Here is a 25,675-nt window from a genome sequence, read left to right on the forward strand (position 1 = left end):
AGTTACGGCTCCCGGTGCGATGTCCGGCCACCGCGTAGGGTCGGCATTCGCCCGATCCAGTCGCTCACCGCGAGTGCGTCGGGCGCCTCGTCGCCGTCCTGCCCCAGCAGCGTGAGGTACACCGCGCGGACCACTTCCGGACGCTGCAACAAGGCGTGACCGGCGGTGGGTTCGTCACTCGCCGCGAAGGCGAACCCGAGCCCGACCCAGGCCGACGGCGACTCGGGATTCTCGGTGAGGACGCCGCGATAGCCGTCCGCGGCACGCACCGAGTCACCGCTGATCAACGCGAGATCGGCAGCGGCCAGTGCGGGACGGCGCGAGGCGGCGTAACTCTCGCCGCGTGCGTGGGCGACGACGGCGTCAGCCCCATCGAGCAGCGCACGACGCAGTTCACCCCGCGGATCGGGTGCGCTGAAACGGGGATCGGGGCGCAGGGCGGACCGGATGCCGGGAAGCGTTTCCGGATCGGTTCGGCGCAGCCACTCGCGGGCCAACCCCCGAACGCGGTCGGCGTCCGGTCGGGTGTGCCTGGCCCTCCAGACAGCTCTCAGATCGGACGCCTCCTCCCGCGCGAGGACGTCCGGTCCCGTGGGGACGGACTCCGACGCCCACGCGTCCACGTCCGTGGCCATCGCCGCCACGAAGCGCCGCCCCGGGGCGGTCAGTTCCGGGCACGAGCGCAGCGACTCCAGAGCCTCGGTGAGAGCCGCGCGCCACAGAGCGAACTCGAAGTGGGCGAGGTCGGCGGCGGCGCCGGTCAGCGCGTGGCGTTCGACCCGCCAGAAGTCCGCGACGCCGGCGAAGGCGTACGCTCCGTGCAGAAGTCCGGCCGGTGGCCGAGGGTCACCTCGCCACGGCGCGTACAGCAGCCGCGGTTCACCGCTGGTCAAGGGGTCCTCGCACAGCGGCAGTTGGTGCATCAACCCGTTGAGTGCGGAATGCCGGGCCTCGTGCACGAGGGTCGCCGCGAGATCGGGTGCCTGCTCGTGCAGGGACATCAACGCGCTTCCGAAGGCCTCGTTGTACGAGGCGCTCATCGGGCGGTACCTGGGCGCGATCGGCAGGGGCACGAGTACGCGCAGCGCGGTGGCCCGTAACTCCGCCGCGCGGGGGTGGCGGCGCACCAGCGACTCGTCGGCCTCACGCAACATCAGTTCCCAGCGGTCCGCCTCCCCCTGAGCGAGGGGCGCGGGCGAGGGCTGCGGATGGGTACGGAAGTCCCGATATGGATCGCTGTCGTCGAGGATCAGGGCGCGGTCCGGCGCGTCCGTGTCCCCCGCGACCCGGCGCAACGGCTGCCACACGCCACTCTTGGCGCTCAGGTCCGCGGGCAGGGCGAACTGGAGGCCGGCCACCGTCAGAAGTGGTGGGCCGTCGTCGATGGAAGGGATCAGCAGGACGGCGACATCGTGGTGCGTGGGACCGGCGGTGTGGCCCATGGGACCGGGGAGCGTGACCCGCCCCAGTGTGGGCAGTGGCACTCCGTCGGCAAGCACCGGCAGATCGATCGTGCTCGGCACAGCCGCGCGCAGGGCCGCTGAAGCAGCGAGCGCGTGCAGGTAGCCAAGCTCCCTCCACAGCGGGGGACCGTCTTCGCGCGCGTCGCCGCCAGGCTGGTCCTTGGGGCTGAGCCGTTCCAGAGTCCGGACGGCCCACACGCCCAGGCCGGGGTGATCGAGGAGGTCGGCCACCACGTCGGGCCTGATCCGTTCGCAGCGCATGAGGAGGTCCAGCGCGGTCTCCAGGGGAGACAAGGGTGATGCGGTGTCCGCCTGTGTTTCCCGGGCCGCTTCCACCACGGCGCGCACCATCAGCATGCGACGCCCGCGTTCCACAGCTCGAATGCGCCGCGCGGTGGCGGGCGGCATGTGCCCCTTGGCCAGCTCGTCGAGATCCGATGCCGGTGTGTGGTGCCTGACCAGCATGACGTCGGCGTCGGACGGGGAGGGGGGCACCGATCAATCCTGGTGCTGACCGGCGTTGCAGTCGACGGCGAGGTGCGGGCTTCCGGCACCCCCACTGGCACTCTGCGCCGCGGTTTTCTCCCCAAGGTGGCGCACCAGGGTGGACAACGCCTCATCGACCGCGGGGCCACGAAGGGTCATCACCTCCTGAAGTCCGCAGCGGCTGAGATCGACGAGGTCGGTCTCGAACTCGGTCGCAGACGTCGTCACGTTGTGTTTCTCCCTAATCGCTGTGCTGAGGCCGGTCCGCCCCCGTCTTCGCGGACACCGACGCAGGGCGGAGGTCAGGAGGGCGCGCCGAGTAGTCCTGGTTGCAGGCTTTACCGCGGATTGCCGGGCCAATGAAGGATTTCCAGACATCCTGCTCCGCGACGGTACCGCATCAGCTACGTTGCCGAGCGCTACCCAAGGGCCCCGCCGCGCGGGAAGACAGAGGGGGAAGTGTGGGCGCACTGTTTCGCTTTGAGCTGGAGGAAGGCGGGTCGGTCGTAGCGGTGATGGACGACGGGCGAGGTGGCGTCGTCGACGCCTCCAGGACGTCCGAGATGGTCGCCCGTGCCACCGCTTCCTTCGAAGCCGCCTTGGAGGGGGTGCGCGGGGCCGCCGCAGCGGCGCTGTCCAGGATGCGCGATCTGCCACAGCCCCCGGACGAGGTGTCGATCGAGTTCGGGGTGCAACTCGACGCCGAGGTGGGTGCGGTGATCGCCCGCACCGGGGCTCAGGGGCATCTGCAGGTTCATCTGACCTGGCGTCGTGACGGTGGGGCGGAGAGTTGACCCGGGGTCAAGGTCAACTCGGTGAACCACCACGAACGTTCGACCTTGTCCATAGCGGCTGTCGACCCGGGTGGTCCCGGCCCGCAGGCCGGCCCGGATTCAGCCGGGCCTCCGGCTCTCCGCCACGGCGAACAGCGCGAACGCCAGCACGATCAGGGCGACGCTCGCGTAGATCTCGTAGCCGTCGAGGAGACCGATCCGCTGTACGAGACCGACATGCCAGTCGGTGAACTCGTGCAGCAGACCCATCGCACCCTGCACCAGGGCCAGGAACCCGAGTAGTTCCAGCATCTGTTTCATGGGTGAGACCCTCGCCCCGCGGGCCCCTCACGGACATCGGCCGCGGGGCGAGACACGTCCGACGTGAGCCTCGCTCCCGCCGATGCGGACGCGTCGAAAGTCTCCGACGCCGCGACTTTGGTCGACGATGCCGTGCGCGCCGGGGTACCCCGCCCCCGTACTGCGTAGATTTGTCGGCCGTGAGTGGTGACGAGAACGTGACCGTGCCGCAGCCCCTCTCGGGGCGGCGATGGCTCCTGCCGTCGGCCCTGCTGGCGGAGTTCGACCCGGACGACGACCGGCCCGGGCGGCGGCCCCGGCGCACCGGGCGGGACTGGATCGTCGACTTCTCCTGCTTCTTCCTTGCCGTCTTCGTCGGGCTGCTGGGCGCCGACGCGGTGAGCGGCAATCCGCACGTCTCCCACGACCTCGCCGTCATGGACCAGTGGATCGGCGTCCTGGCCTGCGCCGCGGTGTGGCTGCGCCGCCGCTGGCCGGTCGGACTGGCCGTGGCGACGATTCCCATCGAGACCTTCTCGGACACCGCGGGCGGCGCGTGCATGATCACCCTGTTCACGCTCGCCGTGCACCGCCCCTTCCGGTACGTGGCCTGGGTGGGCGGCATCAGCATGGCGCTGATCCCGGTCTACTTCTGGCTGCGCCCCGACCCCGACCTGCCGTATGTCGTGGCGGTCGCCATCCTCGTGCTGCTGACCGCCGCGGTGGTCGGCTGGGGCATGCTGGTGCGCGCCAAGCGGCAGCTGATGCTGAGCCTGCGCGACCGCGCCCGGCGCGCCGAGACGGAGGCGCGACTGCGTGCGGAGCAGGCGCAGCGACTCGCCCGCGAGGCCATCGCCCGGGAGATGCACGACGTGCTCGCGCACCGGCTGACGCTGCTGAGCGTGCACGCGGGCGCCCTGGAGTTCCGGCCGGACGCGCCCCGCGAGGAGGTCGTCCGAGCGGCCGGTGTCATCCGGGAGAGCGCGCACGAGGCCCTCCAGGACCTACGGGAGATCATCGGCGTGCTGCGGACGGGCGACTCCGACGACGCGGGCCGCCCGCAGCCGACGCTGGTCGCGCTGGACGTGCTGGTCGCCGAGTCCCGCGAGGCCGGCATGAAGGTCACCCTCGACAGCCATGTCACCGACCCCGGTGCGGTCCCCGCCTCGGTCGGCCGCACCGCCTACCGCATCGCCCAGGAGGGCCTGACCAACGCCCGCAAGCACGCCCCCGGCGCCGAGGTCACGGTGTCCGTCACCGGCACCTCGGGGGAGGGTCTCACCGTGTCCGTACGCAACCCCGCTCCCGAGGGCGAGGTCCCGCACGTCCCCGGCTCCGGTCAGGGACTGATCGGCCTGACCGAACGCGCGACGCTCACCGGCGGCCGGCTGGAACACGGGCCGCAGGCGGACGGGGGGTTCGGGCTGCGGGCGTGGTTGCCGTGGGCCTGAGCGCCGACGCCCGTCAACTCCCGCGGCACCACCGCGACTCCGCGTCGTGCAACCCTGATCAGGCACGCCACTACCGTGGTTACGTAGGCTCATGACTGCGATCAGACTGCTCCTCGTCGACGACGACCCACTGGTCAGAGCCGGCCTGTCCCTGATGTTGGGCGGCGCCGACGACATCGAGATCGTCGGAGAGGCGGCCGACGGCAGCGAGGTCGAGGCGCTCGTCGACCGCACCCGCCCCGATGTCGTCCTGATGGACATCCGGATGCCCGCGATGGACGGCCTGACCGCCACGGAGCGGCTGCGCCGCCGGGCCGAGGCCCCGCAGGTCGTGGTCCTGACCACCTTCCACGCCGACGAGCAGGTGCTGCGGGCCCTGCGCGCGGGCGCCGCCGGCTTCGTCCTCAAGGACACCCCGCCGGCCGAGATCCTCGACGCCGTACGCCGGGTCGCGGCCGGCGACCCCGTGCTGTCGCCCACCGTGACCCGCCGGCTGATGGACCAGGCGGCCGGCACCACCGCCGACACGCGCCGCACGCGCGCGCGGGAGCGCATCGCAGCCCTCAACGAGCGTGAACGCGAGGTCGCCGTCGCGGTCGGCCGGGGCCTGACCAACGCCGAGATCGCCACCGAGCTCTTCATGAGCGTCGCCACCGTCAAGACCCATGTCTCCCGCATCCTGGCCAAGCTCGACCTCAACAACCGTGTCCAGGTCGCCCTGTTGGCGTACGACGCGGGGCTTGTGGAGGAACCGGAGGGGAACGGGCACTAACCGCGACGGCCGGGCGTTGACACAGAGGCGGAAGGGGGAGCCATGACAGAAGTGATCGACCTGGGGGAGCACGGCGACGCGTTCCGCACGGACCCGCATCCCGTGTACGGGCGCCTGCGCGCCCGCGGCCCGGTCCACCGGGTGCGACCGCCCGGATCCCGCGCCGACTACTGGACCTGGCTCGTCGTCGGGCACGAGGAGGCGCGCGCGGCGCTCGCCGACTCCCGGCTGTCCAAGGACAGCCGCGGACTGGGAGCGCTGTTCCTCGACGAGGAGTTGATCGGCAGGTATCTGCTGGGCGCCGACCCGCCCGAGCACACCCGGCTGCGCGGGCTCGTCACGCGAGCCTTCACCATGCGCCGGGTGGAGGAACTGCGGCCGAGGATCCAGCAGATCACCGACGACCTGCTCGACGCGATGCTGCCGCACGGCCGCGCCGACCTCGTGGAGGCGCTCTCCTATCCGCTGCCGATCACCGTGATCTGCGAGCTCCTCGGAGTGCCCGAGAGGGACCGCACCGAGTTCCGGAAGATGTCGACCGAAGTGGTCGCACCCACCGACGGCGACACCGAGTACGAGTCCGTGCTGCGGCTCTCCGAGTACCTCACCGATCTGATCGAGGACAAACGACGGGCCGGACCGAGCGGCGACCTCCTCGGCGACCTGATACGCACCACCGCCGAGGACGGCGACCGCCTCTCCCCGCAGGAACTGCGGGGCATGGCCTTCATCCTGCTGATCGCCGGCCACGAGACGACGGTCAACCTCATCACCAGCGGAGTCCACGCGCTGCTCACCCACCCCGATCAACTCGCCGCCCTGCGAGCCGACATGAGCCTGATGGACGGCGCCGTCGAGGAGATTCTGCGCTACGAGGGCCCGGTGGAGAACGCCACGTTCCGGTATGCCGCCGAGCCCCTGGAGATCGGTGACACGCCCGTGGAGCGGGGCGACACAGTGATGATCAGCCTCGCCTCGGCCGACCGGGACGCCTCCCGCTACCCTGCCCCGGACCGCTTCGACATCCGCCGGGAGACCCGCGGCCACGTCGCCTTCGGCCACGGCATCCACTTCTGCGTCGGCGCCCCGCTGGCCCGCCTGGAAGCGCGCACGGCGATCCGCTCCCTCTTGGAGCGCGCCCCCGCCCTCGCCCTCGACGGTCACCCCGGCGACTGGCTTCCCGGCATGCTGATCCGCGGGCTGCGCAGCCTGCCGGTGCGCTGGTAGCGCCCGGTGAGCGGCTACGCGTCAGGCGTTCGCTCAGCCCGCCATCGGCCAGTCCCCGCCCAGGATCTCCGTCAGCCCCACGGCCCGTCTCTCCCGCCGCGACACCTCACACGCCTCGGCGATCCGCAACGCCTGCAGGGCCTCCCGGCCGTCGCACGGGTTGGGTCGCCCGCCCCGCACCACATCGACGAACGCGCGCAGCTCGGCCTCGTAGGCGGGCCCGAACCGCTCCAGGAACCCGGTCCACGGCTTGTCCGCGGCCGGCGGCCCGGTCGGCTCGGTGGACGCGATCGGCGTACGGTCGTCCAGGCCCACCACGATCTGGTCCAGCTCCCCGGCGAGCTCCATCCGCACGTCGTACCCGGCCCCGTTCAACCGCGTCGCGGTGGCCGTCGCGATCGTGCCGTCGTCCAGGGTGAGCAGCGCCGCCCCCGTGTCGACGTCGCCCGCCTCCCGGAACATCGCCCCACCGGCGTCGGACCCGGCGGCGTACACGTCGACGACCTCGCGCCCCGTCACCCAGCGCAGGATGTCGAAGTCGTGGATCAGGGTGTCCCGGTACAGCCCGCCGGACACCGGCAGATACGCGGCCGGCGGCGGCGCCTGGTCGGACGTCAGCGCCCGCACGGTGTGCAGCCGCCCGAGCCGCCCCGAGCCGACCGCCTCGCGCGCCCCGGAGTAGCCCGCGTCGAAGCGGCGCTGGAACCCCATCTGCAGGACGGTGCCCGCCGTCTCGACCTCGCCGATCGCCTGTAAGGTGCCGGCGAGGTCGAGGGCGATCGGCTTCTCGCAGAACACGGGAAGCCCCGAGCGTGCTGCCCGACCGATCAGTTCGGCGTGCGCCGACGTCGATGTCGTGATCACCACGGCGTCCACGCCCCACCGGAAGATCTCGTCCACCCCCGGCGCCGCCGTCTCGCCCAGCCGGTGTGCCAGCTCCTGGGCCCGTGCCGGGTCCGCGTCCGTGAGGATCAGGGAGCCGACCTCCCGGTGTTGGCTGAGGGTGTTCGCATGAATGGTGCCGATGCGACCCGTACCGATGACTCCGATGCGCATGTGAACAAAGTGCGTGCGGACGTGCCGTGATGTCAATGCGTATGTCCGGACAATCAAACTTCACAACTTCCCGTCAACCACGCACGGAGCTACGCTCGGCCCGTGCCGAAACCAGGAGTGGACCCGACCGTGACGCTCGATCTCCGCGTGGACCGCAGCAGTCCCGTGCCGTTGTACTTCCAGCTGTCCCAGCAGCTGGAGGCCGCGATCGAGCACGGAGCGCTCACCCCCGGCAGCCTGCTGGGCAACGAGATCGAGCTCGCGGCACGGCTCGGTCTGTCACGTCCCACCGTGCGCCAGGCCATCCAGTCGCTCGTCGACAAGGGTCTGCTGGTGCGCCGCAGGGGTGTCGGCACCCAGGTCGTGCACAGCCAGGTCAAGCGCCCGCTGGAGCTCAGCAGCCTCTTCGACGACCTGGAGGCGGCCGGCCAGCGCCCCGCGACGAAAGTCCTCGTCAACACGGTCGTCCCGGCGCCCGCGGAGATCGCGGCCGCCCTCGGTGTGGCCGAGGAAAGCGACGTACACCAGGTGGAACGGCTGCGTCTCGCGCACGGCGAGCCGATGGCGTACCTGTGCAACTACCTGCCGCCCGGTCTGATGGACCTGGACACCGCACAGCTGGAGAGTACCGGCCTCTACCGGATGATGCGCTCCGTGGGGATCACCCTGCACAGCGCCCGCCAGTCCATCGGAGCCCGCGCGGCCACCGCCACCGAGGCCGAGCGGCTCGCGGAGGAGGCGGGCGCCCCGCTGCTCACCATGCAGCGCACCACGTTCGACGACACCGGCCGGGCGGTCGAGTTCGGCGATCACACCTACCGGCCGACCCGTTACTCCTTCGAGTTCCAGTTGCTCGTACGCCCCTGAGGTGTCCACAGACGCCCCGGGTTCGTCGCAATGTCCGGACAAGGCGACCGGTGTCTGCGTGTCCGTCGCCGGCCGGCGCCCGGCCCGCTCACCCGCACTCCGACATCCACAGGAACCGGTCCATTGCGCCCCCATGCCGCACACAGCGTGAGCGTGCGGCAGAATCGGGCGCGATGAGCACCTACGGCAACTTCAGCGCCCCCATCGGCTCCCGCCGCGCGACAGCGCTCCGCACGGTCGGCACGAGGGAGCGCCGCTCGCACCTCACCGCCCCCCGAGTGCCCACGGTCGGCATCGACATCGGCGGCACCAAGGTGATGGCGGGCGTCGTCGACGCCGACGGCAACATCCTGGAGATGCTCCGCACGGAGACCCCGGACAAGTCCAAGAGCCCCAAGGTGGTCGAGGACACCATCTGCGAGCTGGTCCTGGACCTGTCCGACCGGCACGACGTGCACGCGGTCGGCATCGGCGCGGCCGGCTGGGTCGACGCCGACCGCAACCGTGTGCTCTTCGCACCCCACCTGTCCTGGCGCAACGAACCCCTGCGTGACCGCATCGCCGGCCGTCTCGCGGTCCCCGTCCTCGTCGACAACGACGCCAACACCGCCGCCTGGGCCGAGTGGCGCTTCGGCGCCGGCCGCGGCGAGGACCACCTCGTCATGATCACGCTCGGCACCGGCATCGGCGGCGCGATCCTGGAGGACGGCCAGGTCAAACGCGGCAAGTACGGCGTCGCGGGGGAGTTCGGCCATATGCAGGTCGTCCCCGGCGGGCACCGCTGCCCGTGCGGCAACCGCGGCTGCTGGGAGCAGTACAGCTCCGGGAACGCGCTGGTCAGGGAGGCCCGCGAACTGGCCGCGGCCGACTCCCCGGTGGCGTACGGGATCATCGAGCACGTCAAGGGCAGCATCGCCGACATCACCGGCCCGATGATCACCGAGCTGGCCCGCGACGGCGACGCCATGTGCATCGAACTGCTCCAGGACATCGGACAGTGGCTAGGCGTCGGCATCGCCAACCTGGCCGCCGCCCTCGACCCGTCCTGCTTCGTGATCGGCGGCGGCGTCTCGGCCGCCGACGACCTGCTGATCGGCCCCGCGCGGGACGCCTTCAAGCGGCAGCTCACGGGGCGCGGCTACCGCCCCGAGGCCCGCATCGCCCGCGCCCAGCTCGGCCCCGAGGCCGGCATGGTCGGTGCCGCCGACCTCGCCCGCCTCGTCGCCCGCCGCTTCCGGCGCGCCAACCGCCGCCGGGTGGAGCGCCACGAGCGGTACGAGCGGTACGTGGAGGCTCGCCGCCCGTCGCAGGGGTCCGCGTGACCCCTGCGCTCCCCCATCAGGTCTCGTCGGCCTCGGACGAGCCGCCGGCCGAGGGCCGTCGGCACATGATCCGCCGCAGGGCGCTGACACTGAGCATCATCGTGCTCCTGATCGGCGTCCCGGCCGGCTATCTGGTGATCTCCGCCAACCAGAGCCGCGACAGCGGCAAGGACAAGGAGGCGAAGTACTCGGCGACCGGCCTCACCGCCGGCTGGCCCTCCAAGGTCCAGCGCCGGCTGTACCAGGTGCCGATCCCGCACCCCGCGGACCAGATCGCGTACTACGAGACCAACAACTGGAAGACCAGCCGTCTGTACGCCCAGTTCCGCACCTCGAGCGCGGGCCTGGACGCCTTCCTCACCGGCGTGGGTGTGAACCGGGGCGACCTCAAGCAGGGCAAGATCACCGTCAGCGCCCGGGACCAGCACATCACCGGCTGGTCCTTCAAGACCCCCGGCCCCTGGTCGGGCCTCGTCCACAGGCAGAAGAACCCGGCCCCCACTCAGGACATCGTCGTCAACCTGTCCAACCCGGCGTCCCCCATGGTGTACGTCGTCTCGCGCACGGTCCCGTGACAAGGGGGCTCCGACCGGTCGCCGGAGCCGAGTGTCAGACCCCGCCCGTAGAGTCGAAGACGACTGATCCGACACACGGGCGGGAGGTGGCAGGACGTATGAGCGACACGGCTTCGGTGGCCGAGCGGGCGGCGGACACCGTCCCCCTCCGGCTCGCCGCCGTCTTCCTGCCCGCACCCCTGCCCCGCGACGGCCGCGTCGCGTTCTGGGACCCGGAGGACGGCGAGCTGCCCGTCGCCCGCACCGAGATCACCGTCGTACGACGGCATGGTGCCGGAGTCCGCCGCAGGACCGCCCCCGCACTGTCGCTGCCCCTCGGCGAGGCCCTGCCCCTGCTCGTGCGCGCACGCCGGGACCGAGCCGCCCATCCCGCCACCGCCTGCTGGGGCGCCGCCGCGCTGCACGCGCTGCGGCTCACCGCCCGCGGCCGTCTGCTCCCGGGCCTGACGGCCACCGGACACGACGCCTGGCGGGCCGGCCCCCTCGACCCGGACGACATCGCCCACCTGCGCGCGGTCGCCGCCGCCCTGCCGTACGAGGGCCACGCGGTCCCGCTGTCCGGCCCGGGCCCGATCCGGCTGCCCGAACCGGAAGCGCTGATGCGTTCCTTCCTGGACGCGGTGGCGGACACCCTGCCCCGCACCCCAGCCGCGCCCTACGCCTCAGGAAGGCCGTTCGCGGCGCGCGAGCCCCAGCGTCTGCCCGACGCGCAGGACTGGGCCGCGGAAGTCGCCGCCGGCATGGACGCGGGCGTGCGGATCTCGCTGCGCCTCGACCTGTCGGCGTACGACCTGTTCGACGACTCGGGCGACGGTGTACGCAGCGCGGGCGCCGCGATCGTCCAGGTGCACAGCCTCGCCGACCCCACCCTCATGACGGACGCGGCGGATCTGTGGGCGGGCCGGGCGGACGCGGCCTTCGGCCCCCGCGCGCGCGTGGACGCCGCCCTCGCAGTGCGGCGTGCGGCCCGCGTCTGGCCGCCGCTCGACCGGCTCGCCGAACAGGACGTGCCCGACGTACTGGCCCTGTCCGACGAGGAGTTGGGCGATCTGCTCGGCGTGGCCGCGACCCGGCTCGCGGCGGCCGGGGTCGCCGTGCACTGGCCCCGGGACCTCGCACAGGACCTCAGCGCGGCCGCGGTCGTCCGACCCGCGCCGGGCTCGGCGACCGACGGGACCGGCTTCTTCGAGAGCGAGGAACTGCTCCGGTTCCGCTGGCAGTTGGCGCTCGGCGGCGACCCGCTCGACGAAGCGGAGATGGACGCGCTCGCCGAGGCACACCGCCCCGTCGTCCGCCTCCGGGACCAGTGGGTACTGGTCGACCCGGCACTCGTCCGCAAGGCCCGCAAGCGCGAACTGGGCCTGCTCGACCCGGTCGACGCGCTCTCCGTCGCCCTCACCGGCAGCGCGGAGGTCGACGGCGAGACGGTGGAGGCGGTACCGGTCGGTGCCCTGGCCACCCTGCGTGACCGCCTCACGGCCGGACTGCGCCCGGCCGAACCGCCCGCCGGTCTGCGCGCCACCCTGCGTGACTACCAACTCCGCGGACTGGCCTGGCTCGACCTCATGACCTCCCTGGGCCTGGGCGGCTGCCTGGCCGACGACATGGGACTGGGCAAGACGATCACCGTCATCGCCCTGCATCTGCGCCGGGCCCGGCAGGAGCCCACCCTCGTCGTCTGCCCGGCCTCCCTGCTCGGCAACTGGCAGCGGGAGATCACCCGGTTCGCGCCCGGCGTCCCCGTCCGCCGCTTCCACGGCCCGGACCGCAGCCTGGACGACCTCGATGCCGGCGGCTTCGTCCTCACCACATACGGCACCATGAGGTCCACGGCGCCACGACTGGTCGAGCAGCGCTGGGGCATGGTCGTCGCCGACGAGGCACAACACGTCAAGAACCCGTACTCGGCCACGGCGAAGGCCCTGCGCACGATCCCGTCCCCCGCACGCGTGGCCCTGACCGGCACACCGGTCGAGAACAACCTCTCCGAACTGTGGGCGCTGCTGGACTGGACGACACCCGGACTCCTCGGCCCCCTGAAGTCCTTCCGTGCCCGGCACGCCCGCGCGGTGGAGAACGGCGAGGACGAGGAGGCGGTCGCCCGGCTTGCCCGCCTGGTGCGCCCCTTCCTCCTGCGCCGCAAGAAGTCCGACCCCGGCATCGTCCCCGAGCTGCCCCCCAAGACCGAGACCGACCACCCCGTCCCGCTCACCCGCGAACAGGCCGCGCTGTACGAGGCGGTGGTCCGCGAGTCCCTGCTGGCCATCGAGACGGCGCAGGGCATCGCCCGCCGGGGCATGGTGCTGAAGCTGCTGGGCGCGCTGAAGCAGATCTGCGACCACCCCGCGCTGTACCTGAAGGAGGACGTCCCGCCGACGGCCGGTGATCGGCTCGCCGCCCGCTCCGGCAAGCTGGCCCTGCTGGACGAACTGCTGGACACGTTGCTGGCCGAGGACGGCTCGGCGCTCGTCTTCACGCAGTACGTGGGGATGGCCCGGCTGATCAGCTCCCACCTGGCCGCCCGAGCGGTCCCCGTCGACCTCCTGCACGGCGGCACACCGGTGCCGGAGCGCGAACGCATGGTGGACCGCTTCCAGAGCGGGGCGACTCCGGTCCTGGTGCTGTCGCTGAAGGCGGCCGGCACGGGTCTGAACCTCACCCGCGCGGGACATGTCGTCCACTTCGACCGCTGGTGGAACCCCGCCGTCGAGGAACAGGCCACCGACCGCGCCTACCGCATCGGCCAGACCCAGCCGGTTCAGGTCCACCGTCTCATCACCGAGGGCACGGTCGAGGACCGCATCGCGGAGATGCTGGAGGCCAAGCGAGCCCTCGCCGACGCGATCCTCGGCTCCGGCGAGTCGGCCCTCACGGAACTGACCGACCGCGAGCTCACCGACCTGGTCTCGCTCCGGAGAACGTCATGATGTCCGGCCCCGCCGACGCGGCGCGCCGGGCCCTGCGGGAGGCGCGGGAGAACGCCGACCGGGAGACGGCGGCGCACACCGACGGGTCGTCGACACCGTTCGCAGGGGACGAGGAACCGGCGGTGCACGAGGGGGCGACGGCTCTGGGGGTGCCGGGGGTGCGGGGAGTGCCTGGGGCTCCGGGGGTGCCGGGGGTGCCGGGGATGTCTGGGCCGTCCGGACGGTGTTCGGCGTCGGGGGAGCCTGCGGCGCCCGAAGCCGCGGAGGCGTCCGACGGGGCCGAGGTGACCGAGGCGGCTGAACTGACCGAGGTGGCGACCCCGACCGACGAATCCGGTGCGGGCAACAACATCACGGCGTCCGAGACGCCAGTCGAAGCCGCGAAGCCCGAAGGGCCCGCCGGTCCTGTCGGTCCTGTCGGTCCTGCCGGACCCGGCGGTCCTGCCGGACCCGGCGGTCCTGCCGGACCCGGCGGTCCCGGGAAGCCCTCATCGTCCCGAGCCCGTCCCGCAGACGCCGCGCGCGCGGCCCTCCGACAGGCCGTTGCCGCTCGACGCGATGCGGGTCCGGCCGCAGAGGAACATCCAGTGGCGAAGGACGCCGTCGGCGGGGCGACGGACGGCACCGGGGGTACAGCACAGCCCCGCCCCGAGGCATCAGAGGCGTCAGAGACATCCGAGGTGCCAGAGGTGGAGGCCGAGGCCGAAGGGTCCCGGCCACGGGACGCGCGCCCCGCGGATGTCGTGCGCGAGGCATTGCGCGCCGCGCGCAGTGAGGCTCGGCAGGCTCATGGCGATGCGATGCCTTCCGAGCGCAAGGCCGCACGCTTCCGGGGCGATACCGCGCGCCGACCGGGGCGAACCTCGGCCACCGGCCGGGCACGTACAGGCGCGGCCGAGGCCGAACAGGTCGCCGAGCAGCGAGCGCGCGACATACGGGCGCTGCTGGCAGACGCTTTCCGGATGCCCGACACCGCGGACCCGGGGGAGGAGGACTCCGGTGTTGACTCCGGTGGCGACTCCGGCTCGGGGTCGGCGGGTTCGCCCGCCGGAGCGCAGGGACCGGACGCCGACGGCGACTGCGGTGACGGCTCTCGTTCGCCGTGGGCGGGTTCGCATCGTGGGATGCAGGCGTCCGAGGGCTTCCGGCTGTCCGACACCGCGGCCTCACCGAAGCCGGACCGCGACGGTGACCCCGGTACGAGGCAGGCAGGTCCGCCCGCCGGAACGCCGACGCCTGACCCGATCACCGGAAACACCGACGCCGCCCGCACCAGTCCGACCCCAGGCCCGCCTCCGTCGCCCGCAAGCACGGCTTCCTCGCCCCCGCCTCCGTCGCCCGCAAGCACGGCTTCCTCGCCCCCGCCCGCCCCACCCCGCCATCCCCGCTCCATGGCGGCCCCCGCCCGTGACAACGAACTGCGGCGTACGTTCCCCGCGTTCCCGCCCCGGCCCTCGGACGGCGCCGGGTTCGCCGAGACCTGGTGGGGCAACGCCTGGGTAGCCGCGCTGGAAGAGGGCGCGCTGGACGCCAAACGGCTGGCGCGGGGTCGTGCGTACGCCGAGCAGGGGCACGTGGACGCCATCACGGTCACGCCGGGGCTCGTGCTCGCCTACGTGCAGGGCAGCCGCCCCAGGCCGTACCGCGTCCAGGTACGGCTGCGCACGCTCGACGACGCCGACTGGGACAGTTTCCTGCACCGAGCCGCCGCACGCTCCGCGGACATCGCCGCGCTCCTCGACAAGGAGATGCCCCACACCCTGGCCGACGCCGACGTGCCGCTGCTCCCGGGCCCGGGCGACCTGGACCCCCGTTGCAGCTGCCCCGACTCCGGTCACCCCTGCAAACACGCCGCCGCCCTCTGCTATCAGACCGCCCGTCTGCTGGACGCAGATCCCTTCGTCCTGCTTCTGCTGCGCGGACGCGGCGAACGCGGACTGCTCGACGCCCTGTCCCGTCTCAGCGCCGCCAGCGCGGCCCGCGCCGCCCAGGAACAGGGACCGGCACCCGTGCCCGGCGTGCGGGCCACGGAAGCCCTCGCGCCCCGTCGCCTCCCGCCGCTTCCGATGCCGCCGCCGGTGCCCCCGCACCCGGGCCAGCCGCCGGTGTACCCCGCGACCTCCGGCGGCCCGGACCCCTTCGCCCTGGACCAACTGGCGACCGACGCGGCGGCCAGAGCCCACGCGATGCTCGCCACCGGCCGTGACCCGGTCGGCGACCTGACCCTGTGGCAGGACGCCGTACGACTCGCCGCGGCCCGCCCCGGTTCCGGGCTCACCGCGGGCACCCGCACCCTCTACTCCTCGCTGGCCACCGCCGCCGGCCGCGCTCCCGCCGACCTGGCACGCGCGGTCGCCGCCTGGCGTCAGGGCGGCCTGGAAGGACTCAGCGTCCTCGAAGAGCCCTGGGACCCGCCGGCCGGCCGCTTCGACCGGGCCCGCCCGCTCCTCCTCGCCGCCGATCTCCCGGCCTTCCGGCCCTGGCACAACCACCTCACCCACCCCCGCGGCCACGTCCAGCTCCGCCTGGGCCGCGACGGACTCTGGTACGCCTACGAATCGGAACCGGGTCACGACGACTGGTGGCCCCGTGGCACCCCCGACCTGGACCCGGTCGGCGCCTTGACGGGCCTGGGAGCACCGGGCGAACTCGGCGAACTCTGAGACGGATGCCGCCGTCACCTCGACCCCTTTGTCCGGCATTCGGTGAAGGCGGTGTGAGAGTTTCCCGGCGATGTCCGGGGGGCGGGTGTGAGGACTGGGGGCCCAGGGGCCGGAAGGCAAGAAGCGGCGGTTAGCGTGGAGCGGTGAGCGAGACGAAGACCCCTGCCCTCCAGTACCGGTTCGACGGCCCGGACGACGCCCCGGTGCTCATCCTCGGCCCGTCGCTCGGCACGACGTGGCACAGGTAGTCGGAACCGTCTTCTGACGTCCACGTGGTCCGAAACGATGCCGGTTGCGTAGGCGGGGTCCTTGCGGTCCGGGTGCGTCGATGGTGTTCGTGACACGCGTGTGACAGGACAGGCGATGCAGAACCCCGGTTGGCGCGCGTCAGCCGGGGCTCTGGGGGACACGGCGGTGGGCGCGTTCGCGGTTGTGCGCTCCGTTCGGTTGCAAGCCCTCGCGAGGGCGGAACAGGGAGCGACGGACGCTGGCGGGTGACGGGCCCGCCTGGCCAGCGGTGACTTGAGCGGATCATGGGGGGTAGAGATCCGTTGGGGGGCGAGTACCGGGGCACCACGCTGACGGCCGCGCCGGGCGGGATCAGGCGGCAGTGTGGTGAGTGAGGATGTCCCTGATGTCGATGAGCCACTGGCGCAGCGGAACTCCCTTTGGAGGCGCGATGCGCAGACCGAGTACACGGGCGGCTTCGGTCAGGTCGTCGTCGTTCGGGTTGGCTGCGATGAACGCGTCGATGTCCGTGGCCGCGGCTCGGTGGTCCTCCGGGGACTCCAGGGCCAGGTAGTCGTCGACGGCCTCAGCGTGCGACTGGTATTCGGCGGAGAAGTCCTGGTGGAAGTAGGACCCCAGAAGGTGGGCGAGTGCGGGGAACCGCTCACGCCACTCCCAGACAGTCTGCGGGCGGTGGGTGGAACCGTCGGCCGGCGGCTTCGCGAGGAAGTGGCTGAGGTGATGGCGGATGACCCGCAGGCAGTCCTCGACGCTCACGCCTGACGGCGGTTCGATGTGCGGAAGGAGGTCGACGTCGTCGGCTACCTCGTCGCTGAACAGGCCGACGGCAAGCAGATCGTCGAGCTCGCGTACTGCGGCTTCCGCACGCTGGGGTTTGGCCGCGACGACACGCAGGTACGAGGTGAGCGCTGCGCCGGGTGCTTCCATCGTGTCGTCGAATGTGTTGCCGCTCCATTCGTACGCCTGCAGGAGGTTGTGCAGTTCCGTGAAGCGGTCGTGGATGGGCGCCATGGGCTGTGGACCTGTCTGGTTGCGGTCTTACGAGGTGGCTTCGGGGTAGGAGGTCAGGACGCGGTAGCCCAGAGGGACGGTCGGGTCCTTCTTGAGGACGACTTTCGCCCCCGTCACCCATTCTGGGGGCAGTCCGTTCTTGAAGTGGGTGCGGGACAAGCTCATTCCGGTGGGCTCTCCCAGCTCGGCCGAGAAGTCCTTCTTCCCCGCCGGCTTTCCGTTGTTCAACCAGTCCTCGATCTGCTTCTGCCGCTTGAGGACTACCGCCTGGGTGTGCTTCTGGGCCGAGGCGTGGTCGATGTACCGGGAGGCGGCGTCCAGTTCGGGGTCCCCGCGCAGGCGGGCCCGGAGGTCCCGGGTGGTGACCTCGACGTGACGGGCGCCGGTATGCGCGCCGTTCTTGCCTTCGTCCGCTGCGAGGTCTGTCGTGTACTTCGGCTTCTGCGCACCCTTGCGTTTGTTGCGTGGCCAGGCGTTGGGTTCGCCGTCGCCCTTCATGAGCAGGCCGAGGTCGTCGGCACTTGCCGTCAGTCCGCCGGGCAGTGCGACCTGGGGTTCGAGCCCGGGGACGCGGACGCCACCCAGCAGTTCTGTCCATCCGCCGGCGCCCCGCACGGCCCTCACGGTGGCGCCCGCGCCACCGAAAGCGCCGCCGGTGAGGGCTCCGTAGAGCGTGGCTTGGCGTGCCTCGTCAAGGCTGAGGCCGTTGCTCTCGCCCAGGGCGATGGACATCGGCTGGGTGAGGGCCAGGTCGACGGTGACAGACTCGATGCCCGCGAAGGCGGCGGTGGCGAGGGTCGTAGCGGCGATGGTGGCGATCTCGGTGGAGACGGTGACGCCGAGGGTCGCGGCGAGTTCCACGATGGTGGCGGTGGCCGCCGCCGCGGCGGCCTCGGAGATGCCGAAGGTGGAGACGGCCAGTGCCGTGCCGGCGATGATCGTCGCGCCGACGATCTCCAGCTCGTGCTCCAGGCGCTTGACGGCGGCATGGACGACGTCGGCGTACTTGTCCAGCGCTTTGGCCATGTCACGGGCGCCGTCGATCACGTCCTGGAGCCAGCCGTGGCCGTCGTAGTAGTAGCGACGCCAATACGGGTCGTCGAAGGCGGAGATCGCCTCGCCCTTGTTGTGCTCGATGATGCCGCGGGCGGACTTGTTCGCCGCGGCCGTCACCTCTTCGATGTCGTCGGCGAAGTCTCGCCACGCCTTGGCCGCGTCGCGCAGCCCACCCTCGTCGGCATCCGGCCACCACATGCCGGTGACGTCCTGGACGATCTCCTTGGCCTTGTCGGCGGCACCACTCACTGCTGGGCGCCGTTTCCGTCGTGCGGGGTGGCCTTGATCTTGCTGAACATCGAGCGGACGAGTTCTTCGTTGTCGATGTGGCCGTCCGCCATGTCCGTCATCGCCTTGTGGATGCTGGCCAGGCCCTGGGCGAGGATGTCGGAGGCGTTCTCGATCTTCTTCACGTTCGGGCCGTACGCCTTGTGGAAGGCGTGGCCCTGATCGTCGTCGCCCCACGGCGAACCGGCCGCCGACAGTGCCAGTTTGAGCTTGGTCAGGGCCTTGGCGAGATCGGTGCTGTGCGTGTGGAAATGCGGGGCCGTCTTCTTCAGCTCGGCGATCTTGATGTCGAGTATCTCGCCGTCGCCGCCACTGCCCTTGTCGCCCATGGTGTTGCCCCCCGTCCCCTCAGTTGGCTCACCAGCCCAAAAACCCTAAGTGGAGGGCAGGTTCCGCAGCTGAGAGCAGCGTCAAGCGGCAGTAAAGATCCGTTCAAGATTCCGCAGGGCAGGGCGGAGGGCGGGGCCGAGAGAGCAAACAGGCTCCGCCGGTGACGAGCCCCGTTCCCCTGAACCCGCACCCGAGCGCCCACCCGGATGACTCGGCCTTCCGTGATCCGGTGGCGCTGGCCGCGTCGTTGGCGGGGCAGGCGCCGCTGGCTGGTCCATGACCGGCTTGAAGCCCGGCGCGAGGAGATGATCTGCGTCCGGTGGCACGGCACCTTGGTGGCGACTGGCAGGCGAATGCGGGGTCGTCGGGGCCTGTCGCTCCGGGCTTGATCGGACCATCGCGGCGCCGCCATAGCAGGCCGCGCTCTCACCTTGGCGTCGTGAACCTGGTTTTGAACGCGCCGCTTGTCTGCTTGCGCTGTTGTGGCCGGTTGGGATCAGGTTCCGGGGTGTTGCGTGAGGGGGATTGAGCATCTTCTGCGGCCCCTGGGCGCGGGGGAGATGGCAGCGGGAGGATGGGCGGGTGCTGTCCCGGGCCCAGGGCCTGACTCATGATATTTCTGACCGAAGTGTCCCGCTGTCACAGTGTCGGCCGTTGGCCGGGGATGGTGCGTTGTCGGTACCGGACTGGCGGGGCGTGTCCCGATAGGGGCCTGCCGATCGCTGTGGCGTCCTCACGATTCTGACCGCCCGACGCGGTCCGGTACCGGCAACGCACCATGTCATAAGACCGGGAAGGGATCGAGTATGGCGAATTCGACCACGTCCAGTACGTCGCCTGCTCCGAAGTCTCGCCGTCGCCGCCCTGCGGGGGAAGTGGTGTTGGGAGTGGATGCACATCGTGATGCCCATGTGGCTTCGGTGCTTTCCTTGACGGGGGCAGTCCTGGCCACCGACGAGTTCCGTGCCACCGCTGCCGGATATCGGGATCTGCTGAAGTGGGCCAGGAGGTCGGGAGCCGTGAGGCGGGCCGGGGTGGAGGGGACCGGCTCCTACGGGGCATCCCTGTCGCGCTATCTGCTGGCCCAGGGCGTGGACGTGTTTGATGTGAACTGGATGGACCGGGCGGATCGCCGTCGGCGCGGCAAATCGGATCCGCTCGATGCCCAGAACGCGGCGCGAGCCGTATTGAGCGGGCGGGCCTGCGCGCGGGCCAAATCGGGCGACGGGCCGGTGCAGATCGCCAGGATGTACAAACTCACGAAGGCGTCGGCTGTCAAAGCCCGAACCCAGACCATCAACCAGCTCAAGGCCGTTCTCGTCATCGCCGATCCCGCCTTTGGAGAAGAGCTGGTCGGCCTGGGCAATGCCGAACTCTTCCGTACCTGTGCACGGTTCACCGACGTGAGCGGTCGCGAGGATGTCGGCGAAGAGTCGGTGCTGCAGGCCACTCGGATCACGCTGGGTCTGCTGGCTCACCGGATCGGGCAGCTCTCCGAGCAGATCCGGGATGTGGACGCTCGTCTGGCTCGCCTCGTGAAATGTCATGCCCCGCAGCTGCTCGATGTGGTGGGGATCGGTCCGGACACGGCCGTCGCCTTGCTGATCACGGTGGGGGACAATCCGGAACGCCTGGACAGTGAGGCGTCCTTCGCCGCTTTGTGCGGGGTCAGTCCTGTCGAGCGTTCCTCGGGACGCCGGCAGTTCCGCGCCGTCAGGCAAATGCCGCGCTCCATCGCATCGTGTTCACCCGGCTGCGGGTTGATCCGCGCACTCAGGTCTACTACGAGCGTCGGATCAAGGAGGGCAAGACCCGGCGTGAAATCGTCCGTTGCCTCAAGCGCTATGCGGCCCGGGAGGTCTTCCACCTGGTCAAACAGCTGCAACCAGCACCCCGCCATAGGGGCTGTGACACCTGAGGACCCCGTCGGCTTGCTCCGGCGCGGGTCCGGCGTAGACGGGGCCGCGTCCGTACGCTGATGGCAGGCGAGCCACGGGCATGCGCTGTCCCCCCGTCATAGGGGCGTCTGGGAGGTCGTCTCAGCTACCGCTTCACGGGTTCCGGGGACGCGTCTCGTCGATCATGTCGGGGTCGGTGGGCCCTGAGCTGGCTCCGTCAGGATGCTGAGACGCTGGCCTCCAGCGTTCTCAGTGAAGGTGGCAGTTTCCTTGTTGGCTCGGGAGGACGGTCCTGACCGGGCTTGGCAGCCGTTGAGGAATTCGTTCGCTGTCCCAGGTGATCGGCTCTAGCCTGCGTCGCGTGATGACGGCTGAAGACGTGTTGTCTGTCCTGGCCCTGCTGCGACGGGCAGAGGTAGAGGTCTGGATCGGTGGAGGATGGGGGATCGATGCTCTGATCGGCGAACAGACCCGAGACCATCGCGACTTGGACCTGATGCACCGGCAGGACCAGGAGGCTGCTGTGGTGGCAGCTCTCTTTGAGGCGGGTTTCGTGGAGAGCCTGAGCTGGAGGCCCATTCGATTCGTCGTCACGGCTCCGGATGGCCGTGAGATCGACCTTCATCCTCTCGTCTTTGGAGGTGACGGCTCGGCGGTGCAGGCGTCACCCGAACCGGAACGTCCTTTCGCCTATCCCCCCTCGTGCTTCGTGACGGGGACCATTGAGGGGATGGATGTCCCGTGTCTGTCTGCCGAGCAGCAGGTCTACTTCCATCAGGGATACGAGCCCACGGACCGCGATCGACATGACATGGCTCAACTACGCCGAGTCTTCGGGGTCGCCACCCACTTCTGAGGAGCCAGATGTATTGCCCTGTGAGTTTGGGGACGCGGCCGGCGGGTGGTTTGCTGCGAGGGCGTCCGCTCGGGTCGAGGACGTGTGTCCGGTGCGGGAGTTCCCCTCGTACCGCGGGCAGCTGAATTATCCGGCCTGTACTGGTCGGCGACGGTGGGCACTCACGACGGCTACGAATTCAACCCGCTTCCTTTTGATGCGTCCCGCTGACCTGCGTGAACTGGATTTGGTGAGGTGCGTGGGCTCGGTTGAGACAGACCACAGCTGTCCGTCTCAGTTGCTCCGGCTCGGGGAGGGGCGTCGATAGAGTGTCGTCATGCCGTATTCGCCGATGACGCTTCAACTCGATACCGCTCGGCTGACGTTGCGTCCGTGGACCGAGGCTGATGTCGACGCCCATCGTGTGCTCGTAGCCGAACGGGGTGGTGGCATGCCGTCGATCGAGGACAACCGGCGGATGATAGAGGATCAGCGCGCTGCGTCGGCACTGACAGGGATTGCTCTGCTGCCCGTCATCCGCCGCGATGTGGGCGACTTCATCGGGTATTGCGGGCTCACTGTCGGTCGAGCTTCGGTTGACGAGCCGGAGATCGCCTATGAGCTGTTCCGGCGCGTGCACGGACAGGGCTATGCCACCGAGGCGGCGTCCGCGGTGCTCGACGCGGCGATCGCGACTGGGCGGAAACGGCTCTGGTCGACGGTGCGTCCCTGGAACGCGCCATCGTTTCGCGTCCTCGAAAAGCTTGGGTTCCAGCGCGACCACGTCTCGACCGAAGACAGTGGCGAACTGGTGTGGCTCACCCGTTCCCTGCCGTAGGAGACGCGCTGCGGTAAGTTCGAAGTGGCTCCGCCTGTCCGACGGCGCGGACGTGACGGTTCTTTGCTGCGGAACGCGAGGGCTTCGAGGACGCGCTCAGCGACTACGAGTACGACCTGGTGGCCCTGGCTCCCTCCACCGGCGTACGCGTGATGCGCCACGGCGAATACCCTCCGCCCCGCGGCACCTGCGTCAGCCTTGGCGACCATCGTTACCTCTACACGACCGGATACGTGCCGTCACTCGGCCGCTACCCGCACGGGCACGTGGCGGCACCGGTTCAGATCACCGACCATGTTCGCGACTCCAGCGCCCGGGACCTGCTCCGCGAGGTCCTGCTGCTGACGAAAATGAACTGGAACTCCGCGCGCTTCGCCGAACGGCTACCTGTCACGGTGCGATTTCGCCGGCGAAGTCGGAGCCACCCTGCGCGACCTTCCGGACACGTACGAACCCGAAGCGCGGTACGCGTTCTACATGTAGGTGCGGATCCGGGTGACCCACTGTTGCCGCTCATTCCGCGAGATTCTTGTGGCGAGGGTGTGCCCACGACAGAGTGCTGAGGCCCTCTGGACTGCAGGTCGGCGACGACATTGGGGAGCGGTCGCGAGAGTGCCGCTGAGAATGGCGAAGTCGGACGATGCTCTACGCGAGTCGAGACTCGGTGGGGAGGAAGTCGGGCCGGTGTTCATCGTCTCTTCGGCCGCGTGGGAGGGCAGTGCGATGCGTCCGGCCTGGCGGGCGGGGGAGACGACGAGGGTGCTGGAGGGTGTCACGTCCAGGTGGCTGCTCTTGAGACGCGGCGGCGGATCTCGGCGGTGCGCAAGACGGGACTCGGTGATGTCTACAGGGGCAGGGCGGCCAGGGAACGGGCCGGGTGGCCGGGGCCGAGGAAGACGGCGATGCCCTTGCCGTCGGGGGAGGGGTGGGTGGCCTGGGTCCAGCCCTGGTTGCGGTAGAAGGACATGGCTCGCGGTGACTGGATCGAGGTGAGTAGCCAGGAGCGGCCGTCGGGAGCGTCCTCGGCTACGGTCCTTAGGAGGTCGGCGGCGAGACCGGTGCCCCGGGCGTCGGCATGGACGGCCAGCTCGTCTATCTCGCGGGCCCCGCACAGCCAGTCGACGGTGCGTTCGGGGCCGAGACCCGCGCCGGCCTGGGGGTAACAGCGGTCGGTGGGGAAGGGGGCGAGGGTGGTCCAGGCGGTGGCGAAGCCGATGACCTGCGGACCAGTGGTCTCCATCGCGGCGAAGGCGAGCGCGGCGGTGAAGCCCGGCCGCTGTACGTTGGGCACCAAGCGCTCCATGAACTCGGCCGCCTTCGCCTCGTCCTCGTTCCAGGGCGGGGCGCAGAAGGCGTCGACGTAGACGGCGTACAGGGCGTCGGAGTGAGCGAGGAGATCAGCGCCCTTGAAGAGCCGGATGGTCATCACACCGCCACCGCCCTCGTGATGGTCGCGACGGGATGCAGGGCCGCGTACTCCAGGGGCGCCGACGTGTTGATGGACACGTCCAGCGGCGCGGGCTCGGCTCCGGCGTGTACGAGGAGGTCGCCGACGGCGGCGATCATCGCGCCGTTGTCCGTGCACAGCCTGAGGGGCGGCACGCGCAGCGTGATGCCGGCGGCGCGGCAGCGTTCCTCGGCCAGCGACTGCACCCGCGAGTTCGCGGCGACTGCGCCGACCACGACCAGCGTGCCGGCCCCGTGTTCGACGCAGGCGGCGACCGCCTTGCGGGTCAGTACGTCGGCGATGGCCTCCTGGAGTGAGGCGGCCCCGCCGGCGACCGGCAGTTCCCGGCCGACATGTCCTTCGGCCCAGCGGGCGGCGGCCGTCTTCAGTCCGGAGAAGGAGAAGTCGTACGAGCCGGGTAGCGGGCGAGGAAGGGGGACGGCCCTCGTATCTCCCGTGCGCGCTGCCCGGTCGATGGCCGGACCGCCCGGGTACGACAGTCCGAAGACCCGCGCGACCTTGTCGAAGCACTCTCCGGCGGCGTCGTCGAGGGTGTCGCCGAGGTGGGTGATCGGGTCGCGGGCCAGGTCGCGGACGAGGATGAGGGAGGTGTGGCCGCCGGAGACGATCAGGACCATGGAGGGGTCGGGCAGCGGACCGTGCTCCAAGGTGTCGGCGGCGACGTGCCCGGCGAGGTGGTGCACACCGTACAGCGGGACCCCGAGCGCGTACGCGATGCCCTTGGCCCCGGCGAGCCCGAACTGGAGCGCGCCCGGCAGGCCCGGTCCGGTGGTGACTGCGACCGCGCCGATGTCGGACAGCGCGAGTCCCGCCTGGTTCACCCGCTGGATGACAGGGCGTACGGAGTGGACGTGGGCGCGGGCGGCGATCTCGGGGACGACGCCGCTGTAGCGGGCGTGTTCGTCCATGCTCGACGCGATCGCGTGGCCGAGCAGCCGGCCGTCCCGGACGAGACCCGCGCCGGTCTCGTCACAGGACGACTCGATGCCCAGCACGATCGGGGATGCCGTGCGTCCCATGCCCACCTCTTCTCCCTCTCTTCCTGCACTGGAAAAGTTGTTGCAAGTAGTGTGCAATAAGGCGCGGGTGATGTGTACCCGAGCGCGCGAAGGCGGCTGGTCGAATCCCAACGCCGCTGCCGACGCGTCACGGGTGCGGGGCGTCGTCCCGCCTGACAGCGTCCGTTCCAGGGCGGCGCCCCGCACCCCTTCAGGCGGTCATCCATAGCAGCTGGCGCATCGGCCGTAGACCAGCAGTGATCTCGAGGAGTCGGGCCGCAGCCCGGTCAGCTCCTCGATGCTTCTCGTCGCCTCCGCCAGGTGCTCGCTCGCGAGCGCCGCGACGTGCCCGCACTGCTGACACGCCGTGTGATGGTGAGGATCCCCGGTGCTGCCGTATCGCGTCGGGCCGGGGCCGTGCACCGCGTGCGTCAGGCCGGCCACCGTGAGGGTCTCCAGGGTTCGGTACACCGTGGTCGGGTGCACGGCACCCCCGGGGCACGTCAGTTGCTCGCAGACCTCCGTGACGGGCAGATGGAGATCCGACGCGGAAAGCAGGGTCGGTACGCGCAACCGGCTCGGCGTGCACCTCGGTCCGTGTCGGCGCAGCAGCGCCCGAGGCCCCTGCGGAGTCGTCGTGTCGTGGTGCGTTGCCTGCGGGGACCTGCTCACACCGTCGTCCTTCTCGCGGCCGGCGATGGGTCTTCGGGTGTGAACGGGCCCGCCCGCCCGCCGGCCGCCGCTCCGCGATACCGCAGAGGTCCTAGGTCCAATGCCTGATCGAAAAGATATCGCTACTACTGCTAGCGTGCAGCTGCACAC

The 25,675-nt window shown here is 70.8% G+C and carries 22 protein-coding genes; 12 read left to right on the plus strand and 10 right to left on the minus strand.

Going from position 1 to position 25,675, the window contains the following annotated elements; translation table 11 throughout:
* Positions 1 to 2: 2 nt before the first annotated feature.
* Together OHA64_RS37820 and OHA64_RS37825 are read right to left on the minus strand one after the other, a co-directional pair.
* A complete protein-coding gene (locus tag OHA64_RS37820; RefSeq protein WP_405621077.1) occupies positions 3 to 1,958 on the minus strand; it encodes an HEXXH motif domain-containing protein in 1,956 nt (651 codons plus the stop codon).
* Positions 1,959 to 1,961: 3 nt separating this feature from the next.
* Positions 1,962 to 2,177: a hypothetical protein gene (locus tag OHA64_RS37825; RefSeq protein WP_405621079.1), complete on the minus strand. Its 216-nt coding sequence runs from the start codon at positions 2,175 to 2,177 to the stop codon at positions 1,962 to 1,964.
* Between the two features lie 233 nt (positions 2,178 to 2,410).
* On the opposite strand from OHA64_RS37825, the gene OHA64_RS37830 reads away from it, so the two are divergent.
* Positions 2,411 to 2,743: a CU044_2847 family protein gene (locus OHA64_RS37830; RefSeq protein ID WP_405621081.1), complete on the plus strand. Its 333-nt coding sequence runs from the start codon at positions 2,411 to 2,413 to the stop codon at positions 2,741 to 2,743.
* Between the two features lie 99 nt (positions 2,744 to 2,842).
* Here the strand turns inward: OHA64_RS37830 and OHA64_RS37835 are convergent, their stop codons facing one another.
* Complete coding sequence (locus OHA64_RS37835) at positions 2,843 to 3,043, minus strand: hypothetical protein (RefSeq protein WP_405621083.1); 201 nt, start codon at positions 3,041 to 3,043, stop codon at positions 2,843 to 2,845.
* Between the two features lie 170 nt (positions 3,044 to 3,213).
* On the opposite strand from OHA64_RS37835, the gene OHA64_RS37840 reads away from it, so the two are divergent.
* The 3 genes from OHA64_RS37840 (at position 3,214) to OHA64_RS37850 (ending at position 6,472) form a co-directional block, all read left to right on the plus strand.
* Positions 3,214 to 4,473, plus strand: a complete 1,260-nt coding sequence (locus tag OHA64_RS37840) for a sensor histidine kinase (protein WP_405621084.1) — start codon at positions 3,214 to 3,216, stop codon at positions 4,471 to 4,473.
* 91 nt (positions 4,474 to 4,564) lie between these two features.
* Entirely contained in the window at positions 4,565 to 5,245 is a 681-nt protein-coding gene (locus tag OHA64_RS37845; protein WP_405621086.1) for a response regulator, read from the plus strand.
* Positions 5,246 to 5,287: 42 nt separating this feature from the next.
* A complete protein-coding gene (locus OHA64_RS37850) occupies positions 5,288 to 6,472 on the plus strand; it encodes a cytochrome P450 (RefSeq protein WP_405621088.1) in 1,185 nt (394 codons plus the stop codon).
* A 33-nt stretch (positions 6,473 to 6,505) separates the two neighbouring features.
* On the opposite strand, the gene OHA64_RS37855 is transcribed toward OHA64_RS37850, so the two are convergent.
* The gene (locus OHA64_RS37855; protein ID WP_405621090.1) at positions 6,506 to 7,528 is read right to left on the minus strand and encodes a Gfo/Idh/MocA family oxidoreductase; all 1,023 of its coding nucleotides are present in this window, start codon (positions 7,526 to 7,528) and stop codon (positions 6,506 to 6,508) included.
* 129 nt (positions 7,529 to 7,657) lie between these two features.
* Between OHA64_RS37855 and OHA64_RS37860 the strand changes: the two genes are divergently transcribed.
* The 5 genes from OHA64_RS37860 to OHA64_RS37880 all read left to right on the plus strand — a co-directional run bounded on the left by OHA64_RS37860 (position 7,658) and on the right by OHA64_RS37880 (position 15,882).
* Positions 7,658 to 8,395 carry a GntR family transcriptional regulator gene (locus OHA64_RS37860; RefSeq protein ID WP_405624276.1) on the plus strand — a complete coding sequence of 246 codons (738 nt, stop codon included), beginning with the start codon at positions 7,658 to 7,660 and terminating at the stop codon, positions 8,393 to 8,395.
* Positions 8,396 to 8,568: 173 nt separating this feature from the next.
* Positions 8,569 to 9,717, plus strand: coding sequence for an ROK family glucokinase (locus OHA64_RS37865; protein WP_405621092.1), 1,149 nt, complete (start codon positions 8,569 to 8,571; stop codon positions 9,715 to 9,717).
* Entirely contained in the window at positions 9,714 to 10,292 is a 579-nt protein-coding gene (locus OHA64_RS37870; RefSeq protein ID WP_405621094.1) for a sugar kinase, read from the plus strand. Before OHA64_RS37865 ends, OHA64_RS37870 begins: the two co-directional genes overlap by 4 nt.
* A gap of 98 nt (positions 10,293 to 10,390) precedes the next feature.
* Positions 10,391 to 13,219: an SNF2-related protein gene (locus OHA64_RS37875; RefSeq protein WP_405621096.1), complete on the plus strand. Its 2,829-nt coding sequence runs from the start codon at positions 10,391 to 10,393 to the stop codon at positions 13,217 to 13,219.
* 587 nt (positions 13,220 to 13,806) lie between these two features.
* Positions 13,807 to 15,882 (plus strand): SWIM zinc finger family protein, encoded by a 2,076-nt coding sequence (locus OHA64_RS37880; protein ID WP_405621098.1) that lies wholly within the window; start codon positions 13,807 to 13,809, stop codon positions 15,880 to 15,882.
* 600 nt (positions 15,883 to 16,482) lie between these two features.
* Here OHA64_RS37880 and OHA64_RS37885 read toward each other — a convergent pair.
* The 3 genes from OHA64_RS37885 to OHA64_RS37895 are packed head-to-tail and all read right to left on the minus strand — an operon-like array spanning position 16,483 to position 18,815.
* Complete coding sequence (locus OHA64_RS37885) at positions 16,483 to 17,142, minus strand: contact-dependent growth inhibition system immunity protein (RefSeq protein WP_405621100.1); 660 nt, start codon at positions 17,140 to 17,142, stop codon at positions 16,483 to 16,485.
* A gap of 27 nt (positions 17,143 to 17,169) precedes the next feature.
* Positions 17,170 to 18,447 carry an RNase A-like domain-containing protein gene (locus OHA64_RS37890; protein WP_405621102.1) on the minus strand — a complete coding sequence of 426 codons (1,278 nt, stop codon included), beginning with the start codon at positions 18,445 to 18,447 and terminating at the stop codon, positions 17,170 to 17,172.
* Positions 18,444 to 18,815: a WXG100 family type VII secretion target gene (locus OHA64_RS37895; RefSeq protein WP_405621104.1), complete on the minus strand. Its 372-nt coding sequence runs from the start codon at positions 18,813 to 18,815 to the stop codon at positions 18,444 to 18,446. The genes OHA64_RS37890 and OHA64_RS37895 overlap by 4 nt, the downstream gene beginning before the upstream one ends.
* A gap of 888 nt (positions 18,816 to 19,703) precedes the next feature.
* On the opposite strand from OHA64_RS37895, the gene OHA64_RS37900 reads away from it, so the two are divergent.
* From OHA64_RS37900 to OHA64_RS37910, 3 genes are all read left to right on the plus strand, one after another.
* The gene (locus tag OHA64_RS37900; protein WP_405621106.1) at positions 19,704 to 20,795 is read left to right on the plus strand and encodes a transposase; all 1,092 of its coding nucleotides are present in this window, start codon (positions 19,704 to 19,706) and stop codon (positions 20,793 to 20,795) included.
* 283 nt (positions 20,796 to 21,078) lie between these two features.
* On the plus strand, positions 21,079 to 21,570 hold the full coding sequence (locus OHA64_RS37905; RefSeq protein ID WP_405624278.1) for a nucleotidyltransferase domain-containing protein: 492 nt from the start codon (positions 21,079 to 21,081) through the stop codon (positions 21,568 to 21,570).
* Between the two features lie 316 nt (positions 21,571 to 21,886).
* Positions 21,887 to 22,387: a GNAT family N-acetyltransferase gene (locus OHA64_RS37910; protein ID WP_405621108.1), complete on the plus strand. Its 501-nt coding sequence runs from the start codon at positions 21,887 to 21,889 to the stop codon at positions 22,385 to 22,387.
* 844 nt (positions 22,388 to 23,231) lie between these two features.
* On the opposite strand, the gene OHA64_RS37915 is transcribed toward OHA64_RS37910, so the two are convergent.
* From OHA64_RS37915 to OHA64_RS37925, 3 genes are all read right to left on the minus strand, one after another.
* Positions 23,232 to 23,813, minus strand: a complete 582-nt coding sequence (locus OHA64_RS37915; RefSeq protein WP_405621110.1) for a GNAT family N-acetyltransferase — start codon at positions 23,811 to 23,813, stop codon at positions 23,232 to 23,234.
* On the minus strand, positions 23,813 to 24,874 hold the full coding sequence (tsaD, locus tag OHA64_RS37920; protein WP_405621112.1) for a tRNA (adenosine(37)-N6)-threonylcarbamoyltransferase complex transferase subunit TsaD: 1,062 nt from the start codon (positions 24,872 to 24,874) through the stop codon (positions 23,813 to 23,815). Before tsaD ends, OHA64_RS37915 begins: the two co-directional genes overlap by 1 nt.
* 198 nt (positions 24,875 to 25,072) lie before the next feature.
* A complete protein-coding gene (locus OHA64_RS37925) occupies positions 25,073 to 25,525 on the minus strand; it encodes a Fur family transcriptional regulator (RefSeq protein WP_405621114.1) in 453 nt (150 codons plus the stop codon).
* Positions 25,526 to 25,675 lie beyond the last annotated feature (150 nt).

Source organism: Streptomyces sp. NBC_00076, assembly GCF_045041235.1.
GTDB lineage: Bacteria > Actinomycetota > Actinomycetes > Streptomycetales > Streptomycetaceae > Streptomyces.